We start from the raw sequence: 20,432 nt of genomic DNA, 5'->3' as shown, positions 1-20,432 counted from the left end.
GCACGGATTGGGACCGTGCCTTGATCCGTTCAGCGTGCGGTGGATTGAGACTGCGCAGATGCGTGGTTGTGCGGTGCGCGCTGACGCTTCGCCGGAATGCCGGGAGTACGTCTATGCGAGTGGGTCGCGGGAGGTGGCGCTGGCGTTCAGTGTGCTCGGTGGGGGCAACGCGGTGTGCGAGATCAGTCCGGGTTCCCTGGTGGCAGAGGTTGATCCGGATTTTTCGACTCTCGGTGTGCGGTTCCGTGGGCCCGTCAGGGCGGTGTCGGTCGAGGTCGTGGAGGAGGCGGCGCTGCCGAATGCCCGCCAGATCGTCAAGGCACTGGCTGCGGACTACCGTTGGGCGGATTCGACCCGGCAGTATTTCGAGGACGGGTACCTGCGCGCGCCGCCGCTATCGCGGTCCCGCGGTTATGTCGACGAGGATTTTCGGTGGCTCGGCCGGTGGTGGCCATGGCATTTTCTGTTCCCGAATGGTAACGGGTCGGAGATGGTGCTCGACGAGCTGGGGCGGTCGTATCTGATGTTTCCGCCCGATTTTCCGGGTTTGAACGGACGGCCGCGGGTGCCGGCGGGTTCACTTGAGCATGCTTGGACGCGACCCGGTTTCTACCCGAATCACATGGACTGGTTGTGGCTATATCGGCAGCGCGTTCAGGCCGGTGGCGCCGTGGCCCTGGCGGAGATTCGTCTGCCGTGGCAGTGGTGATGATTCTAAGTGAAAGCCCAGCGCAGCGCCTTGGTGAGGGTGGCCACGTAGTCGTCTTGGACGGGGCGGGGTTGGCGGGCAATCCATGACGGGTGCGGCGCGAACAGCAACCGCGTCGGGTCGGTGGCGGCGGGGGTCTTGCGGGGCCGGGTGAACGGCCATGGCAGGACGGGCGCGGTGGGTTGGAGGAGTTCGAGCGTGGCGCGGGCGTCTCGGCCGAGGCCGATGATCAGTTGTGGTGCCACGATGTCGATTTCAGCTGCCAGGTAGGGGCGGCAGTTTGTCGATCTCGTGGGGTAGTGAGGGCCGATTCTTCGGGGGATGGCAGTGCACGACGTTGGTGGTGAACACGGATTCCTTGGTGAGCTTGGCGGCGTCGAGAGCGCGGTCGAGGAATCGGCCGCTGCCGCCGGTGAAGGGAATCTGGGTGGCCATGCACGGCCCGCAGAGGCTTTGGCCGACGATCATCACCGGGGATTGGGCGGAGCCGTAACCGGGTGCGGCTTGGGTGATGTGGGGGATGTTCATGCCGTCGCAGGCGGTGCAGTTTCTGATGCGGGTGGCCAGGGTGCGCATGCGGCGCTCGCGGGTGTCGGTCATCGCCGCCACACGTTGACGCGCTCACTGGACAGTGGTTTGTCTTCGGGCCCTTTGATGTAGGGCGCCACATAGATCGGTTTGCGCTGGCTGTGGTTGGGGCCGCAGGCCTGTTGGCGCCAGTGTCCGCCCACCCACCACCGGCGGTGGTACTGGCGCTCGCCGGTTGCCTCGGAAGGGTCGTGGGGTGTTCGTTGGGGGCGGCGTATGTCGATGAGGGTGACGGCCGGCGGCGGTGCGAGCTCTGGGCCGCGGCCGCCGGTGCGGGGTGCTGCGGTGGTGTCGGTGATGGCGCGGGTTTCGGTGACCGCGGGTTGTCCCATCAGCAACCAGGCGGCGCCGACGACAGAGACGAACGGGTGTGCTGCTTCGGTGCCGTTGGCTTCCTCGGTGCGTGGCTGGGTGGGGTCGATGACGATGGTGTGCGCTGACCACAGCGGAGTGGTGACCTGAAACGGGGCGATGAGGTCTGCGTGTTTGGTGAACCGGCTCGACGGTGACATGTGGAGCTGTCCGTCGGGTCGCATCCACCACCACACCGCGTCCCATGGGACGTCGGTCGTGGCGGTGGGCCTTGGGCCGAAGGGGACGGTGCCGGCGGGTTTGGCCCAGCACAGCAGCCCGTTGGGTGTGGGGCAGGCCAGCGCGGGTGTCCATTCGGGCAGGGTCGCTGCGGCGTCGAGGGCGGTGTCCACCATGTCTCTTGCCACCCAGAACATTTCGGCGTCGCCGATGGCCCGGGTTTCGGTTTTCATGATTTCCATCTCGGCGGCCAGCTTGGATTGCATGCGCTCCAGGCGCCGGCTGCCGGGTGTGCCGGGTGGTGGTGGGGACATGCCCTGGGAGGTGAATCGTTCGGCGGTGAGGTCCAGGGCGTTGCACCATTGCCGGCGGATCTCGGGCACGCTGGTGGCCGCCCAGGGGACTCCTTGTCGGCGGCTCATCGCTTGTGCTCGTGAAGCTCGTCGGTGACCTGGCGCAGCGGTGCTGTGACGGTGTCGCCGCAGGAGATGTTCGGCCACCAGGTGTTGGCGTCGAGGTGCTCGTCGAGAGCGGTCATGACGGGTCTCCGGAGGTGGGCCGCCGCGGTGTGGTCTTGCCTGCCTCGAACAGCCATCGTTCGATTGAGTCGCGGCGCCCGAGGTGGTGTTGGTCTGTCCACATGCCCAGCAGTGTGGCGTAGCGCTGATAGGCGGTGGACAGCCAGCCGCTGAGCGGAAGTGAGGCCCAGCCGCAGCTCTTCTGCAGGGCCAGGGCGACGTTCTCGTCGAGGATGGCGCATGGGTGGTGGGCCTCGCCGCCGCCGGCGAAGTAGAGGTACTTGGTGAAGAACGCTGGCCCCAGTCCGGCGATGGCGGTCCGGTTGCGCGGGTAAAGCAGTTCGTAGGCGGTCTGTGGGTCGGTGCGGCTCAGTGCGGCGGCCTGCTGGAGCAGTGCGGCCGCGGCCTCGGGGTGGGCGGCGACCGCGGCGATGCGTGCCTTGTTGTTGCGCCGTTTGTCCCCGCTGCCCCATGCCAGCGCGTTCCACAGCAGGGTCAGCGCAGCGGCGGGATCGTCGGCGGCGGCGTCGGAGAGGGCGAAGATGTCGGCGCGGCGGATTGTCTCGCCAGTGAGGGTGTCGTCGAAACCGTGTTCGGCCAGCGTTTGGGTCCACCAGGGTCTGCCGACGCTGATCGCGTGGTCGCGGATCCACTGGTTTTCGTTGATGCCGGACAGCTCGGACAGTGCCTGCTCGGGCAGGCGGACCTCAGTCAGCGGTGTAGCGGCCATCGCGACAATTCTGGCAGTACGCCGGTTGCGGCGGTATGGGAATTACCGGGCTGGGATCAGGCGGCTGGTGCTTCCGCTCCGGCGGGGCAGGTGGTGGTCGCGACGGCGCGTTCGGCGGCGGTGATCGGCAGTTGATATTTGGCCGCGACGGCGAGGTAGCGCTGGATGTAGGTGCACGGCTGGAACGTCGGCAGCCACTCGTCGAGGCCGGAGTCGGATTTTTGGCGGTTGGCGGCCTTGGACACCGGGATCAGTTCGATCGGGTCATTGGCGAAGATTTGGCGCTGCCTCGGGTCCCACTGCCAGGCACCGAGCGCGAACGCTCTGGCCAGCGGCACTACGTGGTCTACCTCTATCGCTCTGTCCTGCAGTGGGATTCGCTGCCCTGTGTAGGGGTCGGGGTCGAGCACTCCGCCGATGACCTTGCAGTTGCGGGTACCTGGCTTGAACGTGACGTCGCGCAGCGAGGAGGCCAGAATTTTGTTGCGGGCATCGCATCCGCTGTGGTCGAGGGGATCGTTCCATGCCGGCCCGAATACGCAGCCCTCGCCCTTGCCGCAGCCGCGGTCATAGCCGTCGACGTCGGGTAGCCGGTCGATGACGCGAACCTGCTGCAGAAGTGCGGCGATGTCGCCGCTGACGGCGGCGGGTTGAGCGTGGGACGGCGCCGTGGTGACGTCGTCAGTGAGGGTGGGGTGCAGCCATGTCGCGGCGCCCACGAGGGCCGCGGCGATGGCCATCCACCCGCTGCGCCGGATCCTCATCGGATGGGTAGCTTCGGCGACGGGCGTACCGAGGCCATGCGGCGCAGCGTTCGGATCTGGAGTACTCCGACGTTCACGGAGGTGAGCGCCCAGGCGGTCACACCGATGACGGGTACTAGTTGGTCGACGAATGTCGGAGCCGAGCAGCCGGCCTCGGACAGGCAGCTTGCGCCGAGGGCGACCATGGAGGCAGCACCCGTAATCGGTGCTGCCACAGTAATGCCCATGATGAATGCGCTCGCCAGGTTCGCGGCGTACAGCCGAAGCAGCTGCGGCCGTGTCACTTCGCAGGGACTGTGCTGCATGGGCCGACGGTAACGCCGTGATGCGACACGGGGGTCAAACGCTCGCCGGGTCTTACGCGGCCGAGCGCAGTAGCACCGGGGGCAGTGTTGCGGCCGCGCGGATCGGCAGAGCGATGCCGCGTTGGGTGGCGCAGCGCAACAGATGGGGAAGTAGTTCGGCGAGAACTCTGGCGTCGTCGAGTGCGTCGTGGGGGCGGGCTTGAGCGACGCCGAAGTGGGCGGCCAGGGCGGCGAGGCTGAGACTGTCGAGGCCCAGGTCGAGTCGGCTGGCGAGGTCGAGCGTGCACAGTGCGTTGGTGACCGGCAGCTCGGTGTCGCAGCGGTGCGCTTCGGCGGCCAGGAACGCGTAGTCGAATCCGGCGTTGTGGGCGACCAGGATCCGGTCGCGCAGTATCGGCACCAGCTGTGCGGTGATGTCGGCGAAGTCGGGGTAGCCGTCCAGCATTGGTGCGGTCAGGCCGTGGATGTCGGTGGGTCCGGGATCCACTCCAGGGTTAAGCAGGGTGTGCATGCAGTCCACGACGGTTCCGTCTGCGGTGGCGGTCAGCGCGGCCAGGCTCAGGACGCGTGCGCAGCCGGGGTCGAATCCGGACGTTTCGACGTCGATGACGACGAACTCGGTGGGGCGGGTCATGAGGGCCAGCTTGGCCGTCGGCACTGACAAGTCGTGATGTCGAGCTGCCGGTCAGCGCGTTTGGGCTGATCACCGGCTGCTGTTGGCGGGGTTGCCTCGGCTGCCATTATCAGCACCTCGGTCGATTGTTATCGAATCGTTACCGATGGATTGTCGTTTTTTCCTTTGCCCACTTTCGTGACTTCTGCTTGTCAGGCTGTTGGAATTTTGGTGTGCAAACCCCCCCGCGGGGGGCGGTAGCGTAATTCACCTAGGAGGTGACATGGGGGTGAACTACCTCGCCAGCAGGCTTTTTGCCGTGACACTGGCGCCTTCGGCGACCCGTTCGTCGCCGCATTCAAGGTGTTGCGGATTTCGTCGTGTACTGCCATTTTTTGCAAGTTCGGGTTTGCTGGATCTGCGCCGCCTGTTAGACGGAGGTGCCGGCCGGGCGCTCTCGGGCACGTTGGTACGCCGCCCGGTACTCCTCGACGCTGATCCCGAGCAGGTCTGCCAGTTTGTCGGCGTTGGCGTCGCTCAGGTTCCTGTCGCCGCGTTCAATGCCTTTGAGCGTGGTGGTCGGAATCTTTGCCGTCGCGGCGAGTTCAGGCTGGCTGATGCCTCGGATCGCTCGCCAGTCGCCGGGGTAGCGCTCGTCGGCCGGGATCGTGATGACCTGCTCGATCGGGGCATCGAGGATGCGCATCACGCGGGCCAGCAGGTCGATCAACGGGGTCGCCGTGCCGGCCTCCCACTTCCAGATCGCCGCGTCGGACACGCCTGCCATGCGGGAAAGGTCGCTGACGCTGAGGCCTTTGTGCTGCCGGGCTTGGGAGAAGGCCTGGGCGTTGAACCCGCGCAGTACGCGGCGCGTCATGCGAGGTTCCCGCTGCTGCCCATAGTCGAAAAGGTTCACTCAAGCACCCCCATATCCAACAATCGTTCGGTCTTTACGTTTGGTCTTAACGTAGAGTACGGTGGTCGAAACGGGACCACGATGAGGAGGGATTCGGTGAAGTTTCCCCGCATACACGCACCACGGCCGACACCCCGCATGCCTGAACTGGCCGGTTTCGAGGCCCGTTACGACCTGCTGCCTGCAGTGCGGCCGCTACACCAGCCCGCCGAAGCGATCCGGCCGCTGCACTGGTGGGCCAAGGACCTGCAAGCCGGCGGTGACCTCCTGGTCGACGCGCGGTTCGACGCTATGACGATGACCGCGACGGTCAGCATCCGCTTGTCCTCGTACCAGGTCGTGTCGGTGGTGCGGCACCACGATGACAAACCGCAGACGCCCCGCACGCTGGCCGACGTGCTCGCCGAGTCCATCTGGCGACTCGGCTCGCTGGGATGGAGCGCCGAAATCGAGGAGGCCGTGGCGCAGCTGCGCGCGGCCGGCCTGATGGCGACGCCGGCCAAGCCCGACACCCGCTACCTGCCCGGCTGGGTGCAGCAGCCTGACCGGGGGGTGCGGATGGCCTACTGGTGGGCGGGGATCCTCAAGCAGCACGGCTGGAAGCTCTACGCCTGCGGCGATGCGGTGGCCCGCCACGGTTTCATCGCCGAGGTTCCCCGCGCCGACGGCGAGTCGGCTCTGGTGGTCTATCCCGGCGGTATGCCCGACGACGGCACTGCGGCATCGGCTTTGGCCAACCATCTCGCGCGGCTCGGTTCGCGTCAGCGCGCATTCGTGCAGCGTGTCATCGGTGACGCCGCGGCAGGAGAGGGCCGGGTGGTCTGAATGCCTGGCACACAGCTGATCTCGAAGGTGGTGATACCGCTGCTGCTCTAGCTGCGCCCCGCTGCCGCGGTGCACTTCAGACATTTTCATAGCGGTGACCTTGCCCCAGACAGAAGAGAAGCCCCCGTAGGGGCTGTCTCTGGGGGTGGACGGGAAGCGGGAACTTCGCGTCCGGGTCTCCTGGAATCTAAGGAGAGATGACTTTGCTCGGTCAATCTCAGGGTAGAGGCTACGCCTCAACGGAAGCAAGAGTTCCGGCCCTTTCTGTGCGATCTTCTGTGCTGACCTGCACCAACCCGGTGCGCAGCGCGGCTCCGGCCGCCGACGAGGCTGAGCTGGGCTTCGGTAGCTGGAAGCCCTCGATCTTCGACGACTGCCCGATGTGCGGGAAGGCTCCGGTGGAGCCGGTGCGGGTCGACGGGCAGCTCGCCTGCCGGTCGTGCACCAGCGCGTGCACTATCTGCGGATCGGCCTGCGTGCCCGGCGATGACGCCTGCAGTGAGTGCGTGCGCCACCTGAGCCTCGATCGTGAGGCGATCCCCGTATGAGAACCCCACATCTGCTGGCCAGTGCCTGCACCGCCAGCGACCCCGAAGCCCGCTATCACCAGGCCGAGCTGGCGATCTGGGACGAGTTGACCGCCAGCCTGGTCGAGCACCCGCGGATCTGGCGTTCTCCCGAGGAGGGTGCCATGGTCCTGGCCGAAGAAGTCGACGAGCTCTGGGACGAGATCCGCGGCAACCACATCGGGCGCGCCCGCGCCGAGGCTTCCCAAGTCGGGGCGATGGCGCTGCGGTTCATCGCCGACCTCTACGAGCTCGACGGCCCCGGTGGCGCGCGGGAGCGGTGCCGGGCAGCTGCGGTTGAGCAGCACGACGCCTTGGCCCTGGTGGGGCCGCCGGGACGACCGTGCGCATCGAGCCATGAAGCGTTCGGCTACCTCAAGCGTGAGCTCGATGCGCTGTGGTCGGCGATCCGCTTCGAGGAACCCGCGCGCCCGATCGCTGCCCGTGTGGCCGCCATGGCGGTGCGGTTCATCGCCGAGATCACCACCTCGTCGACGTCTGTGGCGGTCTCGGTCCGATGAGTGAAGCGGCCGAGATGGAGTGGCAGAAGCGGGCTGTGTGCTACCTGGAGACCTCGGATGCACCGGAGATGTGGACGTCAGACCGCCGGCCGCACGGGCTGCTGCGCAAGGAACTTCAGCGGATGTGTGCGCGGTGCCCGGTGAGGGCGCGGTGCGCGGGCGAGGCGGTGTTCCGCGACGAGGAGTCCGGCACTTATGCCGGGGTGTACTTGCCGCAGAATATCGCCGCAAACGTCGGCCGGCGGGCTGCGGCCATGGAAGAGCTACGGGTGATCGCCGGCCTTCCCTCGGCCCGTGATGACGTGGTCCATCTCGGGGTGTCGGCATGAGCCCGACGACGACGCCGGCGCGGCGGCGTCCGCAGCGCAGGTCCACGTTCGCATCGCTGACGTCCTCGGCGCGGCTGCACCTGTGTGCGGTCGCCGCGGAGCCCGAGGTACGCACTCGGCACGCTGCGGCGCTGCTGGCGTTCACCCCGACGGTGCGCCGGATCGGCACCCGGATGCGGATTCGCTTCGATCACGGTCCTACCGCACTGTGGCTGACCGAGGTGTTGGCCAACAAAGACGTCAACCTGATCGACGTCGGCGGGGACGGCGGCACCGTCGAGGTGCTCAACCCGCAAATTGTGTTGGGGCGGTACGGCTTTCGTGACGGACGTTGGGTGTTCGGGCAGGGGATGACGGCCGCGTTGGGCATCAGCCGTGGCGCGGTGCACGCCGCCGGGGTATTCAACGGTCACGGATTGAAGGTGGCGTGCCCGAGCGCGCCGATGATGCTGACGCTGACCGCGGTGATGTCGCGGTTGGGAATCAATGCCAAGCCCACCGAAGGGGATCCGCGCGCGGCGATCGCGCCGGCGGATGTCCCCGGCGCGTTGGAGCAGCTTGGCGTCGCAGAAGTCGCCGCGGAGTACCGGCGCCTGCGGGAGACGAACTCGATGGGAGAGCAGTCATGAGTAATGGTGGGGGACGGCCGAATGCGCGGTGGATCAACCACCGGATCACTGCCCACCGGATGCATCGGCGCGGTCAGTCGATCGACACGATCGCCGATCATCTGAGGGTCAGCACCCGGTCGGTGAGCCGGTATCTGGAGAGGGAGTGCCCGGAGCCGTTGGCCGCCGAACCCGAGGTGACTCTTCAGGATTTCGCGATGGAAGGGGCGTGCGGCGAGTTCCCCGAGTACGACTGGTCGACCCGTAGCCCGGCGATGCAGGCGGAGTGCAAGGCGATCTGCCAGTACTGCCCGGTGTTGGAGAAGTGCCGCAGCTACGGCTTGAATCAGGGCCGCAACGACTCCGGGATCTGGGGTGCGCTGACTAAAAGTGAGCGCGAGCGCGAGATCGCCCGGCAGCGCCGGAGCAGCCGGCGGCACGACATCGCCGCCGCAGCACAGCAGGGTGCGGCGTGAGCGCGCCGTCAAAGTTCTTGGGGACCCCGCGGCGGGCGCCGGCCGCACCAGGCAGCGGCATTCCAGCCGACCGGCACGAGGCTTATCGGCGCGGATTGTGCGGGGACTGCCGCGCCGCCTGGCATGCGGCTGGGATGACGCGCTGCGCTGCCTGCCACGCCGTCTACGCCGCCGGCGGCGGGGTTCCCGCTTTGACCGTCGTGACCGGTGGTAAGCGCGGTAGCGGCCCGTGGCGGCCGCGGCCCACCCTCACGGGGGTGAAGAGCGGATGAGGCACAACAGTTGTGGATCGCGCGGGGGTGTGTGGTGACGTTGACGTTGGATCTGCACCTGCCGCATCTGACCCACAGTGACTCGGCGGCAGGCTTCTCCGAGGACCGGCGCTACCGGTATTGGTTGACGCGGCGGTGGGGTTCGGGGCCGACGCTGATGTTCGTGTCGTTGAACCCGTCGGATGCCGATGAGCACCAGGACGACCCGACCACCCGCCGTGATGTCCGGTTCGCGCGCAAGTTCGGCTATGACGCGGTGACGTTGACCAACCTCTACGCCGCGCGGACCCCGCACCCGAAAGAGTTGGCCGGTCTGGATGATCCGGTCGGCCCTGACAACGACGCCCATTTGGATCGGGCCGCGGTGAGCCACGACGTGATCGTGTTTTCCTGGGGTGCTCACGCGGATCCGGTGCGGGCGCGGTCGGTGGCTACCCGGCTATGGCGGATCGCGGCTGCCGCCGGCGGGTCGGTGGCGGTGCTGGGCTGGACGGCCGGCGAGCAGCCACGCCATCCGCTGTATCTGCGGGGCGACACCCCGCTGCAATGCCTAACCGCTGGGGCGCATCGCGACATGCTCGATGTGGATCCGCGGTGGCTGCGACTGCTGTCGGATTCGACTGTCGTACTCGACGACGACCAGGGCGCCGGAGCGCTGTCATGAGGGCCGCGATCGACTACGAGCAGCATCGGTTTGCGGTCGGGGCGGCCTTGTCGGGGTGCGGGTATCACGCGGTCGATTTGGAGATGTTGTCTTCTCGGATCAGCAGCGCCCAGCCCCCAGGCCGCAGTCCCGCTGAGGTGGAGGCCTTTTCGCCCTGCGGTGCGCGTGTGCAGGTTGTCGGCAAGCTCGGACCATTCACCTATGGCAGCCGGTGGCTCACACGGTTGCGCTGCGAACGGTGCAGCTGGGTCGTTGCGCTCAATCGGGGCACCGTCGAGCAGGAGATCGACCTGTACACCGCCGAGGCCGGCGGGGACCGCCGGGGCGCGCTGCTGCGTGAGATCTTCACCTCGATCCTGGCTGATGCCCCTCCCGGCCCCGAGTCGCAGGCCGGGCACCGCTCGGATCTGCTGGCTCATGCCGCGAGGCATCGGCCCGTGCTGACCGTCTGCGCAGAGTGCAGCGAATCAGGCCTGACAGCGGCGCACGGTCCAAGTGTGTCGCGGTGCCCGCACGCCGCGGTGGTGTGCCAGGAGTGCTCGTTCACTGCTGACTCGTGGGCCGGGGAGTGGAACGGCGTCGCCACCGGCGAGTGCGTGGTGGCCTCGCCGTGCTCGACGTTGCTCGCGCTGGCCGATCACTACGGCATCGCGGTCAAGGGCCGGGGGGAGTCCCTGTGATCGCGAAAAATACGCCATGGGTCGAAGCGGGTCGCCGGCCGTGCTGGCGCGGATCAGGTTGGAGAGATCGCAGGGCCAGCGGCCTCGACGCACCGCCACCGGTGAACCCAGCCGCAGCGTCGCGGCACCAGCTTCCTCAGCGCGAGTCGGATCAAGCCGTCCGACATGAGGCCGACGATGGTCGAGTATGCGTCCGCCACCTCGCCGAAGTGGGTTCTACGGGGGCCTGGATGACGACGCCCGACTCCCGCGCCGCGGCTACACCCACGACCGGGTGCTTGCAATTGTTAGCACTACGGACCACGAACCTGGCGGGTAGCACTAGTGCTTGCAATTGTTAGCACTACCGATGAACGGCCTTTCAATCGCCATATATCCAGGTCAGAGGGGGTTTTCGCCACGTGCACGCAACAGCAACTCTGCCAGCAAACAGTGCGCACGAGCCTGCGACCGATCAGCAGCAAACTCATTTCGCTCACCAGCAAACACGCACTTCGGCCCCGACTCCGTGTCGGTCCGCGGCAGAGCGCCGCAGGCGTGGTCCGATGGGCCGTGACGACTGGCAGAAGGAGGGTTGACAAGCAGTTCTGACCATCTGTCGCCCAAGGGCGAGAGCACAAATCAATAGAGGGATCAGAGGACAGAGTGCCCCCGGAGGGGGTGTCACTGGGAAGAGTTCCAAATCGTCCTCGGAGCGCCAACTCCGAGCCTCGCGAGATCCGAAGCGCCAACTTCGACTCTCAGGTCCCTGCCGCTAACAGGGAGAACACCGTGGAAGGTAGTTCTCAGGGTAGCGCTTACCCTGGACACAGATCAACACATTTGACCGAGGGTCCGCCTCTACACCCCATGACCTGCGTCAACACAGGACCCTCATGGGCGTGTCGCGAAGGTCGAAACCCCCGTAAATCCGTTTGCCAGAACCGGCAACGGACCGCCTTCTCCGGCGCCACAGCCGCGCCTGGATTTCGGCGATGAGAGCGGCCAAGAGCCCGCCGCGTGATCGGATCGCGTTCGAGGACGCCGCCACCGTCACCGAACGCGTGCGATCGCATGCCGCCTCGCTCGGGCTGCGTGGATCGCGGAGCCTAGTCCTGGCGGCCGTGCTCACGATGCTGTGCACGCAGTGGTCGAAGGTTACCGACGACCAGATGCGCCTCATGCAGCTCGTCGACACCATTGCCGCGGCCGGTGGGCGTCGCTATGACCTCAAGACGATCGGGCGTGCCTTGGCGAGCCTGGCGGCCGATGAACTGATTGTCTACCGGCCAGCGCAGGGCCGCGGCAAGCACGCCTTCGTCGCCATCCACGCTCGGTTCACCGAGGGGATCGCGGTGCTCGAACGGGACGATTCTCAGCGCGTCATCGTCGACTACAGCCGCCGTTCCAAGCCCGAATCTGTCACCTTTTCCGAGCCGCGTCCTTATATAGACCAAAAGAATTACCTCCCTACCCTCCGGAACGACAGGCAGCGCGAGACTTCCCGACCGATCGGGGTGAAGGTTCCCCAAGGCGAACTCAAAACCGTCATGGATGGGCTGCCCGAGCCGATGGCCCACCTCCCGAAGCACCTGCGGTGGAAGCTCGGAAGTGAGATCCTGCAGCGACTCAAGCGGGGTTGGCGCGCCGATCAGATCCTGGATGTTCTCAACGCCGAAATGCCCGCTGACGTGCAGCGTCCGTACAAGTTGGCGATCTGGAGGTTGCAGCGCAACGTCGTGGGCTCCGGTCCCCGGCTGCGCCCGTTGCAGCAGGCCTGGGACGCCGCGGCCGCGGCCGCGGCCCGCGCCGAAGCCGAAGACGCCAAAGCGCGCCGGTTCGCCGATCTGGCGGCGGTGACCAGCGCTGAAGTGCGCGAGAAGGCGCTACGAGCCAGTGAGGTCACCTTCAAGCGAGCCGTCACCGACCCGATGGCCGCCCTCGCCGTGGTGGCGCGTCGGGCGAGCACCAAGTTCCCGGAACTGCCCCTGGCCGAGGCGTTGGCGCGCTGGTCCGATGATGTGCTGGCCACCTACGAGCCCGAGCTAGAAATCGCTGAGCTGCAGCCGATCCCGGCAGCGACGTCATTGAGCACGGACCTGCTGATGGATCTGGCGATCAGCGGAGGTTGCAGCTGCGTGATGTGTGGCTCTGACCGTGGCGTGTTCCGACCGGAGTTGCCGTTGAAGTCGATGGCGACGGTGTGTGACCGGTGCTGGCCGCACATCGCCGCCGACCTGGCTGCCGGCGAGAACGAAACCGAACTCGAGGAGGCGATCTCGGCATGACCGATCTGGATGACGCCCCGGCCCGTACCCGCCGCCGGCGCCAGCCCGAGCCCTACACCGATCTCGACGACGGTCGTCAACCGCCGCACGATCTGGCCGCCGAACAGTCCGTGCTGGGCGGCATGCTGCTGAGCAAGGATGCGATCGCTGACGTGCTGGAAAAGCTGCGCCCCGTCGACTTCTACCGGCCTAACCACCGCCAGATCTACGACGTGATCCTGGATCTCTTCGGTCAGGGTGAACCCGCCGATGCGGTGACCGTGGCTGCCGAACTCGACCGCCGCGGCGTGCTGCGCCGCGTCGGAGGAGCGCCGTATCTACACACGCTGATCGCCACGGTGCCCACCGCCGCCAACGCCGGCTACTACGCCGGCATCGTCGCCGAAAAGGCCGTGTTGCGCCGCCTGGTGGAAGCCGGCACTCGCGTCGTGCAGTACGGCTACGCCGGCGCCGACGGAGCCGATGTCGCCGAAGTCGTCGACCGTGCCCAGGCCGAGATCTACGACGTCACCGAGGACCGCGGCGCCAACGACATGGTGGCACTGGAGGATCTGCTGCAGCCGACCATGGACGAGATCGATGCGATCCAGTCCGGCGGCAACCGATCCATCGGAGTGCCGACGGGTTTCGCCGAGCTCGACGAGGTGACCACCGGCCTGCATGGCGGGCAGATGATCATCGTCGCGGCCAGGCCTGGTCACGGGAAATCGACTCTGGCACTGGACTTTATGCGGTCCTGCTCCATCAAGCACGGAATGCCTAGCGTGATCTTCAGTCTGGAGATGAGCAAGTCCGAGATCGTGATGCGGCTGCTATCGGCAGAGTCGCGGATCAAACTGGCCGACATGCGCTCGGGTCGGATGAGCGACGAGGACTGGACCAGGATGGCCCGCCGGATGGGCGAGATCAGCGACGCTCCGCTGTTCATCGACGACTCGCCGAACCTGACCATGATGGAGATCCGCGCCAAGGCCCGCCGGCTGAAACAGAAGACCGACCTTCGGCTGATCGTGGTCGACTACTTGCAGCTGATGACCTCGGGCAAGCGGGTCGAATCCCGCCAGGCCGAAGTCGCGGAGTTCTCCCGCAGCCTCAAGCTGATGGCCAAGGAACTCGACGTACCCGTGATTGCGATCAGCCAGCTCAACCGCGGCCCCGAACAGCGCACCGACAAAATGCCACAACTGTCTGACCTGCGCGAGACCGGTCAGCTGGAACAGGACGGGGACATGGTGATCCTCATCAACCGCCCCGACGCTTACGACCGCGACAGCCCCCGCGCCGGCGAAGCCGACCTCATCCTGGCCAAACATCGCAACGGACCGACGAAGACCTGCACCGTTGCGTCCACCCTCCATATGGCCTCGTTCCGAGACCTCGCCCGCAGCTACTGACTCTTGTCGCTTCTCAGGCTTGGCTGCACTTCTCACGTTCGGCTGCACCAACGCTGCACTTGTGCACCTCGCGTGAGAACCTTCATACCGTAGCCGCTCTTCGGCGTTTGCTGACCCCGTAGCTTCTATGCTGAGTTCGGCTGGGGCAAGGGGGCGATCATGACGGGAGCGGCGCTGAAGCCGATTATCGAAGCTGGAACCCATCGGGCAACATGGACATTGTCCAAGCCTCCCGACCCCGAAACCTGGCAGGTACCCGGCGAGGTTGACCTGCAAGAACTCAGACAGCCTGCTGGCGGGGTCTTCGGGAAAGCGCCGGTGCACTGGACGCAGAGCGGAAACTCGATGGGAGCCGGGTTCCCGCAGCGTTTCAAGTACCCCCTCGTGCGCGGTGAACTCGACGGCGGTTTGGACGTCGTGCTCATCGATGCCATCCTCACCGTCTCCGGTGAGGGCAATCGCGACGGGTTCGTATCCCATAAAGGAGCGAACGCGTATTTCGACGCCTGGGCAGCACTGGTGGGACACACGATGCCGACCGACGGTCCCGTTCTGGTTGATGGTGGCGTGATCCAGGTGCCGTATCTCGAAGCCTTCGGGGGACGAAGCCCTCTTGCGGAAGTGCACATGCCCGACGGCAATCTGTATGAGCAGAACGAACCGTTGTTCAGCGCCACGATCGACAAGAGCAGCCTCCAAACGTGGCGCGACGACGATGCGGAGGTGTCTCTCTACTATCAGCTCTCGGCGGATGTCGGCGGCTGGTACAGCTTCGGTCTGGCCTTCAGCCCCGTCGTCTCGGTGGAGCTCACCACGCCGATCCCTCTGGTGGATTTCCTGATGCAGTGGGCGTGGCCGATGCGGGGGCTCATCGCAGCCGCGACGGGCAAACGGGTGGACATCAGCTACCTGACCTGCTCACCAGTGATAGCTGGAGACGACCGCCCGCACGGGCCCCGACAATGCCAGGTGTTCAACGCATCGGTCACGCAAACGCCCTACACGTCAACGAAGTCGCTTCGTGACAAGTACGTCTCGGATATACGTCTTGCTACCGACGGCCAGTCACTGCTGGAGTTGCTGCGCCGCTGGCAAGCGCTCAGGGACGCGGAGAACCCGATCCTCAACACGTACGACATCACGGCGGTCGGGCGGAATCAGCACCCGCGAGCGAGGTACCTTCTTCTGCTCCAGGCGCTGGAAGGGCTGTGCGGGTTTGAGAAGCGATTCGAGGAACAGCAATCGACATTCGTAACGGAGCGCGACTCAGTCATGACGCGGTGCCAGGAGGTCTTGGACGGCGCGGCGCTCCGCTTCGTCAAGAAATATTTGGTGAAGCGGCGCCCCGTGGGGCTCGACTCCGTACTTCGCGAAATGTTCCGCGCTCTGCCTGTAGACATAGAGCTTCGTCTCGCCGAAGGCGCCCTGGTGAAATCGGTACGTTCGGAGAATCCCTCGATCACCTCGACGCTGGATGCACTTCGCATCGTTCGTAATGATCTGTCGCATGGGAACAAGACCTACGACAGGCGGGAACTGTCCGACGCTGCGGACACCCTCGAACGGGTAGTCAGAGCGCACCTACTTCGGCTTCTTGGCACGTCCGACGCGATCCTCACCCGAGTGCTGACACCCGAGAGGTGAGAGCGCGACACACGACGAGGAAAAGGCGAGGTGCGGCCTGTCAGCGCAGAGCCTGTAGGAATTGCAGCGTTTCGTGAGACCAACGTCGGTGCACCCGGCGTGAGAAAGATCGAATCGTCGCAGGTCAGTGCAACGGCCATATGCAGCGGAACGTGAGAACCCACACCGGAACTCACCTTTATCCGGCGAGCACATGATGGGATAAAACTCGGGAATCCACAGCAGCAGCGGGCGCAGCAGCAGGAGCAGGAGAGCAAGGAGGAGGGGTGCATCCGAAAGCACGGCACAACCCCAGACACGCGTCGAAGGACCGCGCATGCATATGAAGACCTTCAACGAGCGCACCGCAGTCTGCAAGCGCGCTGCAATGAACTGGAGGAACAAAACAAGCTGTACGCCAATGTCATTCAGGTTCTCTCCACTGATAGAGCGACGGGTGATCGGCCACTACGGGTACCTTCAATCACAACGCGCAGGAATGAGCGGCGTAGCACGACGAAAAGAGGTGCCGAGGTGCCGTAGATGAAGGGTTGTCAATGCGGCCATAAACTGGTTCAGTCTCCCCGACGGGCCGGGGCCAATCAGACTTAGCAATGTCTCGCTCATTCCAACTTCAGCGGACCAGGCCTAGCTCGAGAACGGTCGTGTGGTCGATTCACTTCGGGCGGACCCTACCAGGTAAGACAGGTATCGCTGAGTTCACCGGGCTCGGCGATCAACACATCGACCATGACAGCATGGTGGCGTAGCAAAGGTGCCTCTGTGAGGTTGACGCATCAGCTTACTCCGGATGCGATCAGCAACACGGGTACAGATCAGTTGGATTTCTTTCAACGGGACCACGGCACGGCCTATCAGAATGATTGCCATTGAATGACAACGCCTTAAACGACCGGAAGTAGTGTGCATCACACTCAGCTGAGCTGAACGTTAACTACTGGCCACCAGGAGATGTGCATGGCAGCTTCCTTCGACGTTATTGATGACGCCCCTGTTACCCGGTTCCACCGCAAACTTCTCATTGCTTGTTGTGGCGGCCCCTTCCTCGATGGCTACATCTTGACCCTGATTGGTGTCGCCATGATCGGCATCAAGTCCGAAATGCCGGCTACATCAACCCAACTCGGCATGCTGGGCGCCGCGTCGTTGATCGGATTATTCTTCGGCGCCACACTTTTTGGGGCTCTAACAGACAAGATCGGGCGCGAGAAGATGTATCTTCTCAATCTTGTCATCATCGCAAGCGCCTGCGGCGTCACGGCCGTGGTGGCTGAGCTGTGGCAGCTGATCCTGCTCCGCTTCATCATCGGCTTGGCGATTGGCGCCGATTACCCGATCGCCACCTCGCTGCTTGCGGAGTTCACCCCAAAGAAGCGGCGCGGTTTCATGATCGGAGCATCATCGCTCGCCTGGTCGCTCGGCGCCATGGCGGCATTCCTATTCGGATACGTCGTCGTCTCGATCACGGGAGAACACCCCTGGCGCCTAATGCTAGCGAGTGGCGCGGTGCTGGGTGTACTCATCTTGTTGATGCGACGGGGGATCCCGGAGTCGCCGAGATGGTTGGCCAGCAAAGGGCGCGCTGAAGAGGCAAAGGCCGTCATCGAGCAGGTATACGGACACGAAGCAGCTCAACAAGTCGACTTCTCCGACATCGACAACGATGTCCAGAAGAAGCGGCGGTTTCGCGACGATCTCTCCCTGCTCGTAGCCAACGGCTATTGGAAGCGGACAGTGATGTGCGGGGTGCTGTACCTGGCCGCCGTCACACCGCTATACGCCATCCTCACCTTCGGTGGCGTGATCCTGGCAGCTACCGGCCTCCAAGGTGGAAACCTGGATCTGCTTGGCGAGCTGTTGTTCGCCGCCATCTGGGCCGTCAGTGTTCTACCGGCCCTCAAGTGGGTGGAGACATGGGGTCGTCGCCCGATGGCGTTGGTACCGTTCGCGCTCATGGCAGCTGCCCTGACTGGGCTGGCGCTGTGGGCCGGGGCGCCGACCTGGTTCGTCATCGGAGCATTCCTGTTCTATGCGCTGACCTCCGGCGGACCGCAGGTTCTGCAGTGGTTGTATCCAAACGAGCTATTCCCCACCGAGATTCGTGCCACTGCTGTGGGTATCGCGGTCGGGGTGAGCCGCATCGGTGCCGCCACAGGAACGTTCCTCGTCCCGGTAGGAATCGAGGCACTTGGCATCAATATCGTTATGGGCTTCGCCGCGGGGTTGACAATTTTCGCGTTCATAGTGTGTTACGCATGGGCGCCTGAGACGACGGGAAGATCCTTAGGGGAGGCTGCGTCGGACTCGATGAACACCGATGGTCGAACTCCGGATTCGGCGCCCCCGCTTCACTAGTCACATCGAGGTAATCCCAAACTTTGGGCACAGACGATGCGAGGTGTTCTCAATCTGACCGGCAAACATGGTGGCATGTGAGCCCAACGGCGGGTTGGGGCACAAACAGCCAGGCAGGCGCACAGCACTCATCATCAGCGTCAGAATGAAACGAATGACTCGTGGAGCATTGTCGCGCACGGTACGGTCCCACATCGGCCAGCAGCGCCGCCCTGCTGACCACGGCCGAGCATACGCTGTGACCACCCAGTTCGATCGTCACGTCTGTATGCCCGTGCTCTGGATGCCGGCGAGTACGACGTCGACGATGCGCTCTGCGTCTGGTCGGGCGAACGGGCGCATTCCCCGGGTGATGATGAGGTGTACCGGACCGGAGATCATTTCGCCGAGGAAGGAGCTGTCGACCGGGGGTAGTTCGCCGCGGTCGACAGCGTTGTTGACCCGCTGTTGCATCGCGGCCACCCTCCGGTCGAGCACCTTGGTCAAAGCACGAATGGTTACATCGTGGCCGGCGGGCTGGATGGCTTGTTCGAGGGCACGTCCGAAGGGCGTTTCGAGACCGGCGGCGAGGGCCACCAGAAAGTCCACCAAGTCTCGGCGGATGTCGCCGGTATCGGCGACCGAGGCGAGGCTTTCGGCGTAAACCAGCAGCGCCTCGACCACCAACTCTTCGCGGTCTGGCCAGTTACGGTAGACGCTGGCTTTGTGCACGCCGGCTGTCTCGGCGACGTCTTCGTAGCGAAATCCGGCAATCCCGTCGCGCGCAACAAGTTCAGTTGTGGCGGCCAAAATTCGCTCTCGGACCCGTGCGTTACGTCCGCCGGGTCGACGTGCCTGCGGACGGTCGGTAGCCCCGCTCACCATGACTGCACTTCCTTCCTGCGAACGATGACAATTGTTCACTAGGCACGTCGTTCGGGGTGATCTGGGTGAGCTGCACTGTGCTTTAATAGCGACTGAGTGTCGCTTTTATTCTGAGTGCAGTGATCCTGTTCTTTCGTCCTTGGAGTGCCTTGATGAAGATTCTTGTGTCGGGTGCCGGCATAGCCGGTCTTGCGTGTGCGTTGGAGTTCGGTCGCCGCGGACACGCTGTCACCGTGGTTGAGCAGGCTCGCCAACTGCGGCTCACCGGTACGCCCATCGATATCCGCGGTGACGCCATCGAGGTGGTCGAAAAGATGGGACTGCTCCCGCTCATCGCGGCCCGACGCATCCGGATGTCCGAGCAGACCCAGTTCGTCGATAGTCGAGGCGAGCGGATCGCCCCGATGCCAATCGCGGAAATCAGCGACTCTGACGATGACATCGAGATCCTGCGTGCAGACCTCGTGTGCATCCTCGCCGACGCGGTTCCCGATACTGTGACAATCCGCTTCGGGGAGGCGATCACCGCACTGACGCACGGCGATACCGACATCGACGTGCAATTCGCCTCGGGGCGCTCGGCACGGTATGACCTGGTGGTCGGCGCCGACGGCCAACACTCCGCAACCCGCCGGCTGGTGTTCGGCCCCGACGACCAGTGCCTGCGACACCTCGGGGTGTACTTCGCCCTCGCCGAGATTCTGGGCGAAGCGCAAGCGGACGTTCCCAACTCAATCTACAACGTGCCCGGACGCATGGCGGGGGTTTTCTGATACGGCGGCAAGGCAGTAGCGGTGTTCGAATTCCTCTCCGAAACACCGGGTTACGAGCGCAAGGACCTGGACGCCCAGAAGAACATCCTTGTCGATGCCTTCGCCGACGACCCGTCGTGGCGAATCCCGGAGCTACTGGACGCGGCCTGCGCCGATCCTGCGCTCTACTTCGCTGCGGCCAGCCAGATTCACCTGCGGTCCTGGCACCGTGGGCGCGTCGTCCTCGTCGGAGACGCCGGGTACTGCGCAGCGTTCCTATCCGGCCGCGGTACCTCCCTGGCGCTGACCGGTGCGCGTTTCCTGGCCGAGGAGTTGGCTCGCGACGGCAACCACACCGCCGCGTTCGCCCGGTACGAAGCCCGGCAGCGCCCGTACGTCACCGCCGTTCAGAACAGCGTCGAGCGCGGCCGCAACCGCATCCTGCCGCAAACCTGGGATGAGAATTCCGCCCGCAACAAGTCCCTGCAAAACCCCCGGGCCGAAACATCGTGATTACGAACAGTTTCCAGAACGACGCCGG

At 65.0% G+C, this 20,432-nt stretch carries 22 protein-coding genes and 1 pseudogene; 14 read left to right on the top strand and 9 right to left on the bottom strand.

Translation table 11 applies throughout. From position 1 onward, the window contains the following. Positions 1-73: 73 nt before the first annotated feature. A complete protein-coding gene (locus A7U43_RS28005) occupies positions 74-709 on the top strand; it encodes a hypothetical protein (RefSeq protein ID WP_231963890.1) in 636 nt (211 codons plus the stop codon). A gap of 5 nt (positions 710-714) precedes the next feature. On the opposite strand, the gene A7U43_RS30630 is transcribed toward A7U43_RS28005, so the two are convergent. The 8 genes from A7U43_RS30630 to A7U43_RS27970 form a co-directional block, all read right to left on the bottom strand. Next, positions 715-954: a hypothetical protein gene (locus tag A7U43_RS30630; protein WP_335582844.1), complete on the bottom strand. Its 240-nt coding sequence runs from the start codon at positions 952-954 to the stop codon at positions 715-717. 10 nt (positions 955-964) lie between these two features. Next, positions 965-1,309, bottom strand: coding sequence for a uracil-DNA glycosylase family protein (locus A7U43_RS30625; RefSeq protein WP_335582843.1), 345 nt, complete (start codon positions 1,307-1,309; stop codon positions 965-967). Further along, positions 1,306-2,250, bottom strand: a complete 945-nt coding sequence (locus A7U43_RS27995) for an AcrVA2 family anti-CRISPR protein (protein WP_068004020.1) — start codon at positions 2,248-2,250, stop codon at positions 1,306-1,308. The genes A7U43_RS30625 and A7U43_RS27995 overlap by 4 nt, the downstream gene beginning before the upstream one ends. A gap of 112 nt (positions 2,251-2,362) precedes the next feature. After that, positions 2,363-3,076 carry an 8-oxoguanine DNA glycosylase OGG fold protein gene (locus A7U43_RS27990; protein WP_068004015.1) on the bottom strand — a complete coding sequence of 238 codons (714 nt, stop codon included), beginning with the start codon at positions 3,074-3,076 and terminating at the stop codon, positions 2,363-2,365. Between the two features lie 56 nt (positions 3,077-3,132). Beyond that, positions 3,133-3,840 (bottom strand): HNH endonuclease family protein, encoded by a 708-nt coding sequence (locus A7U43_RS27985; protein ID WP_068004004.1) that lies wholly within the window; start codon positions 3,838-3,840, stop codon positions 3,133-3,135. Then, the gene (locus A7U43_RS27980; protein WP_231963889.1) at positions 3,837-4,124 is read right to left on the bottom strand and encodes a hypothetical protein; all 288 of its coding nucleotides are present in this window, start codon (positions 4,122-4,124) and stop codon (positions 3,837-3,839) included. Before A7U43_RS27980 ends, A7U43_RS27985 begins: the two co-directional genes overlap by 4 nt. A 73-nt stretch (positions 4,125-4,197) precedes the next feature. Next, complete coding sequence (locus tag A7U43_RS27975; RefSeq protein WP_068004430.1) at positions 4,198-4,779, bottom strand: exonuclease domain-containing protein; 582 nt, start codon at positions 4,777-4,779, stop codon at positions 4,198-4,200. A 409-nt stretch (positions 4,780-5,188) separates the two neighbouring features. Continuing rightward, positions 5,189-5,674: a helix-turn-helix domain-containing protein gene (locus tag A7U43_RS27970; protein WP_418287712.1), complete on the bottom strand. Its 486-nt coding sequence runs from the start codon at positions 5,672-5,674 to the stop codon at positions 5,189-5,191. 138 nt (positions 5,675-5,812) lie between these two features. On the opposite strand from A7U43_RS27970, the gene A7U43_RS27965 reads away from it, so the two are divergent. The 12 genes from A7U43_RS27965 (at position 5,813) to A7U43_RS27910 (ending at position 18,275) form a co-directional block, all read left to right on the top strand. Further along, the gene (locus A7U43_RS27965; protein ID WP_231963888.1) at positions 5,813-6,499 is read left to right on the top strand and encodes a hypothetical protein; all 687 of its coding nucleotides are present in this window, start codon (positions 5,813-5,815) and stop codon (positions 6,497-6,499) included. A gap of 266 nt (positions 6,500-6,765) precedes the next feature. Further along, positions 6,766-7,047: a hypothetical protein gene (locus A7U43_RS27960; RefSeq protein WP_231963887.1), complete on the top strand. Its 282-nt coding sequence runs from the start codon at positions 6,766-6,768 to the stop codon at positions 7,045-7,047. Next, positions 7,044-7,586, top strand: a complete 543-nt coding sequence (locus A7U43_RS27955; RefSeq protein ID WP_068003985.1) for a hypothetical protein — start codon at positions 7,044-7,046, stop codon at positions 7,584-7,586. The genes A7U43_RS27960 and A7U43_RS27955 overlap by 4 nt, the downstream gene beginning before the upstream one ends. Continuing rightward, on the top strand, positions 7,583-7,915 hold the full coding sequence (locus tag A7U43_RS27950; RefSeq protein ID WP_068003983.1) for a WhiB family transcriptional regulator: 333 nt from the start codon (positions 7,583-7,585) through the stop codon (positions 7,913-7,915). The genes A7U43_RS27955 and A7U43_RS27950 overlap by 4 nt, the downstream gene beginning before the upstream one ends. Then, complete coding sequence (locus tag A7U43_RS27945; RefSeq protein WP_068003981.1) at positions 7,912-8,544, top strand: hypothetical protein; 633 nt, start codon at positions 7,912-7,914, stop codon at positions 8,542-8,544. Before A7U43_RS27950 ends, A7U43_RS27945 begins: the two co-directional genes overlap by 4 nt. Further along, positions 8,541-8,999, top strand: a complete 459-nt coding sequence (locus A7U43_RS27940) for a WhiB family transcriptional regulator (protein WP_231963886.1) — start codon at positions 8,541-8,543, stop codon at positions 8,997-8,999. The genes A7U43_RS27945 and A7U43_RS27940 overlap by 4 nt, the downstream gene beginning before the upstream one ends. 306 nt (positions 9,000-9,305) lie before the next feature. After that, complete coding sequence (locus tag A7U43_RS27935) at positions 9,306-9,935, top strand: DUF1643 domain-containing protein (RefSeq protein ID WP_068004427.1); 630 nt, start codon at positions 9,306-9,308, stop codon at positions 9,933-9,935. Continuing rightward, a complete protein-coding gene (locus A7U43_RS27930) occupies positions 9,932-10,615 on the top strand; it encodes a hypothetical protein (protein WP_068003977.1) in 684 nt (227 codons plus the stop codon). The genes A7U43_RS27935 and A7U43_RS27930 overlap by 4 nt, the downstream gene beginning before the upstream one ends. A 974-nt stretch (positions 10,616-11,589) precedes the next feature. Further along, a complete protein-coding gene (locus A7U43_RS27925; RefSeq protein WP_082902500.1) occupies positions 11,590-12,882 on the top strand; it encodes a hypothetical protein in 1,293 nt (430 codons plus the stop codon). Positions 12,883-12,887: 5 nt separating this feature from the next. Then, positions 12,888-14,276 carry a replicative DNA helicase gene (dnaB, locus tag A7U43_RS27920; RefSeq protein ID WP_418287713.1) on the top strand — a complete coding sequence of 463 codons (1,389 nt, stop codon included), beginning with the start codon at positions 12,888-12,890 and terminating at the stop codon, positions 14,274-14,276. Positions 14,277-14,435: 159 nt separating this feature from the next. Continuing rightward, on the top strand, positions 14,436-15,920 hold the full coding sequence (locus A7U43_RS27915) for a hypothetical protein (protein ID WP_156526207.1): 1,485 nt from the start codon (positions 14,436-14,438) through the stop codon (positions 15,918-15,920). A 957-nt stretch (positions 15,921-16,877) separates the two neighbouring features. Next, on the top strand, positions 16,878-18,275 hold the full coding sequence (locus A7U43_RS27910) for an MFS transporter (protein WP_068004421.1): 1,398 nt from the start codon (positions 16,878-16,880) through the stop codon (positions 18,273-18,275). A gap of 258 nt (positions 18,276-18,533) precedes the next feature. Here A7U43_RS27910 and A7U43_RS27905 read toward each other — a convergent pair whose 3' ends face one another. Beyond that, complete coding sequence (locus tag A7U43_RS27905) at positions 18,534-19,139, bottom strand: TetR/AcrR family transcriptional regulator (RefSeq protein ID WP_068003969.1); 606 nt, start codon at positions 19,137-19,139, stop codon at positions 18,534-18,536. Between the two features lie 152 nt (positions 19,140-19,291). Between A7U43_RS27905 and A7U43_RS27900 the strand changes: the two are divergent. Then, a pseudogene (locus tag A7U43_RS27900) lies at positions 19,292-20,404 on the top strand (FAD-dependent monooxygenase). Positions 20,405-20,432 lie beyond the last annotated feature (28 nt).

Source organism: Mycobacterium adipatum, from assembly GCF_001644575.1.
In the GTDB taxonomy this organism is placed as follows: domain Bacteria; phylum Actinomycetota; class Actinomycetes; order Mycobacteriales; family Mycobacteriaceae; genus Mycobacterium; species Mycobacterium adipatum.
The sequence above is the reverse complement of the archived record's forward strand: the minus strand, read 5'-3'. Positions and strand labels throughout refer to the sequence as shown.

What these genes read in the sequence shown, in the direction of transcription:
- A7U43_RS27930 (WP_068003977.1), top strand. Translation starts at nt 9,932, where the DNA reads ATGAGGGCCGCGATCGACTACGAGCAGCATCGGTTTGCGGTCGGGGCG.
- A7U43_RS27910 (WP_068004421.1), top strand. Translation starts at nt 16,878, where the DNA reads ATGGCAGCTTCCTTCGACGTTATTGATGACGCCCCTGTTACCCGGTTC.
- A7U43_RS27925 (WP_082902500.1), top strand. Translation starts at nt 11,590, where the DNA reads ATGAGAGCGGCCAAGAGCCCGCCGCGTGATCGGATCGCGTTCGAGGAC.
- A7U43_RS27990 (WP_068004015.1), bottom strand. Translation starts at nt 3,076, where the DNA reads ATGGCCGCTACACCGCTGACTGAGGTCCGCCTGCCCGAGCAGGCACTG.
- A7U43_RS27950 (WP_068003983.1), top strand. Translation starts at nt 7,583, where the DNA reads ATGAGTGAAGCGGCCGAGATGGAGTGGCAGAAGCGGGCTGTGTGCTAC.
- A7U43_RS27905 (WP_068003969.1), bottom strand. Translation starts at nt 19,139, where the DNA reads ATGGTGAGCGGGGCTACCGACCGTCCGCAGGCACGTCGACCCGGCGGA.
- A7U43_RS30625 (WP_335582843.1), bottom strand. Translation starts at nt 1,309, where the DNA reads ATGACCGACACCCGCGAGCGCCGCATGCGCACCCTGGCCACCCGCATC.
- A7U43_RS27965 (WP_231963888.1), top strand. Translation starts at nt 5,813, where the DNA reads ATGCCTGAACTGGCCGGTTTCGAGGCCCGTTACGACCTGCTGCCTGCA.
- A7U43_RS27940 (WP_231963886.1), top strand. Translation starts at nt 8,541, where the DNA reads ATGAGTAATGGTGGGGGACGGCCGAATGCGCGGTGGATCAACCACCGG.
- A7U43_RS27985 (WP_068004004.1), bottom strand. Translation starts at nt 3,840, where the DNA reads ATGAGGATCCGGCGCAGCGGGTGGATGGCCATCGCCGCGGCCCTCGTG.
- A7U43_RS27995 (WP_068004020.1), bottom strand. Translation starts at nt 2,250, where the DNA reads ATGAGCCGCCGACAAGGAGTCCCCTGGGCGGCCACCAGCGTGCCCGAG.
- A7U43_RS27915 (WP_156526207.1), top strand. Translation starts at nt 14,436, where the DNA reads ATGACGGGAGCGGCGCTGAAGCCGATTATCGAAGCTGGAACCCATCGG.
- A7U43_RS27975 (WP_068004430.1), bottom strand. Translation starts at nt 4,779, where the DNA reads ATGACCCGCCCCACCGAGTTCGTCGTCATCGACGTCGAAACGTCCGGA.
- A7U43_RS27945 (WP_068003981.1), top strand. Translation starts at nt 7,912, where the DNA reads ATGAGCCCGACGACGACGCCGGCGCGGCGGCGTCCGCAGCGCAGGTCC.
- A7U43_RS27955 (WP_068003985.1), top strand. Translation starts at nt 7,044, where the DNA reads ATGAGAACCCCACATCTGCTGGCCAGTGCCTGCACCGCCAGCGACCCC.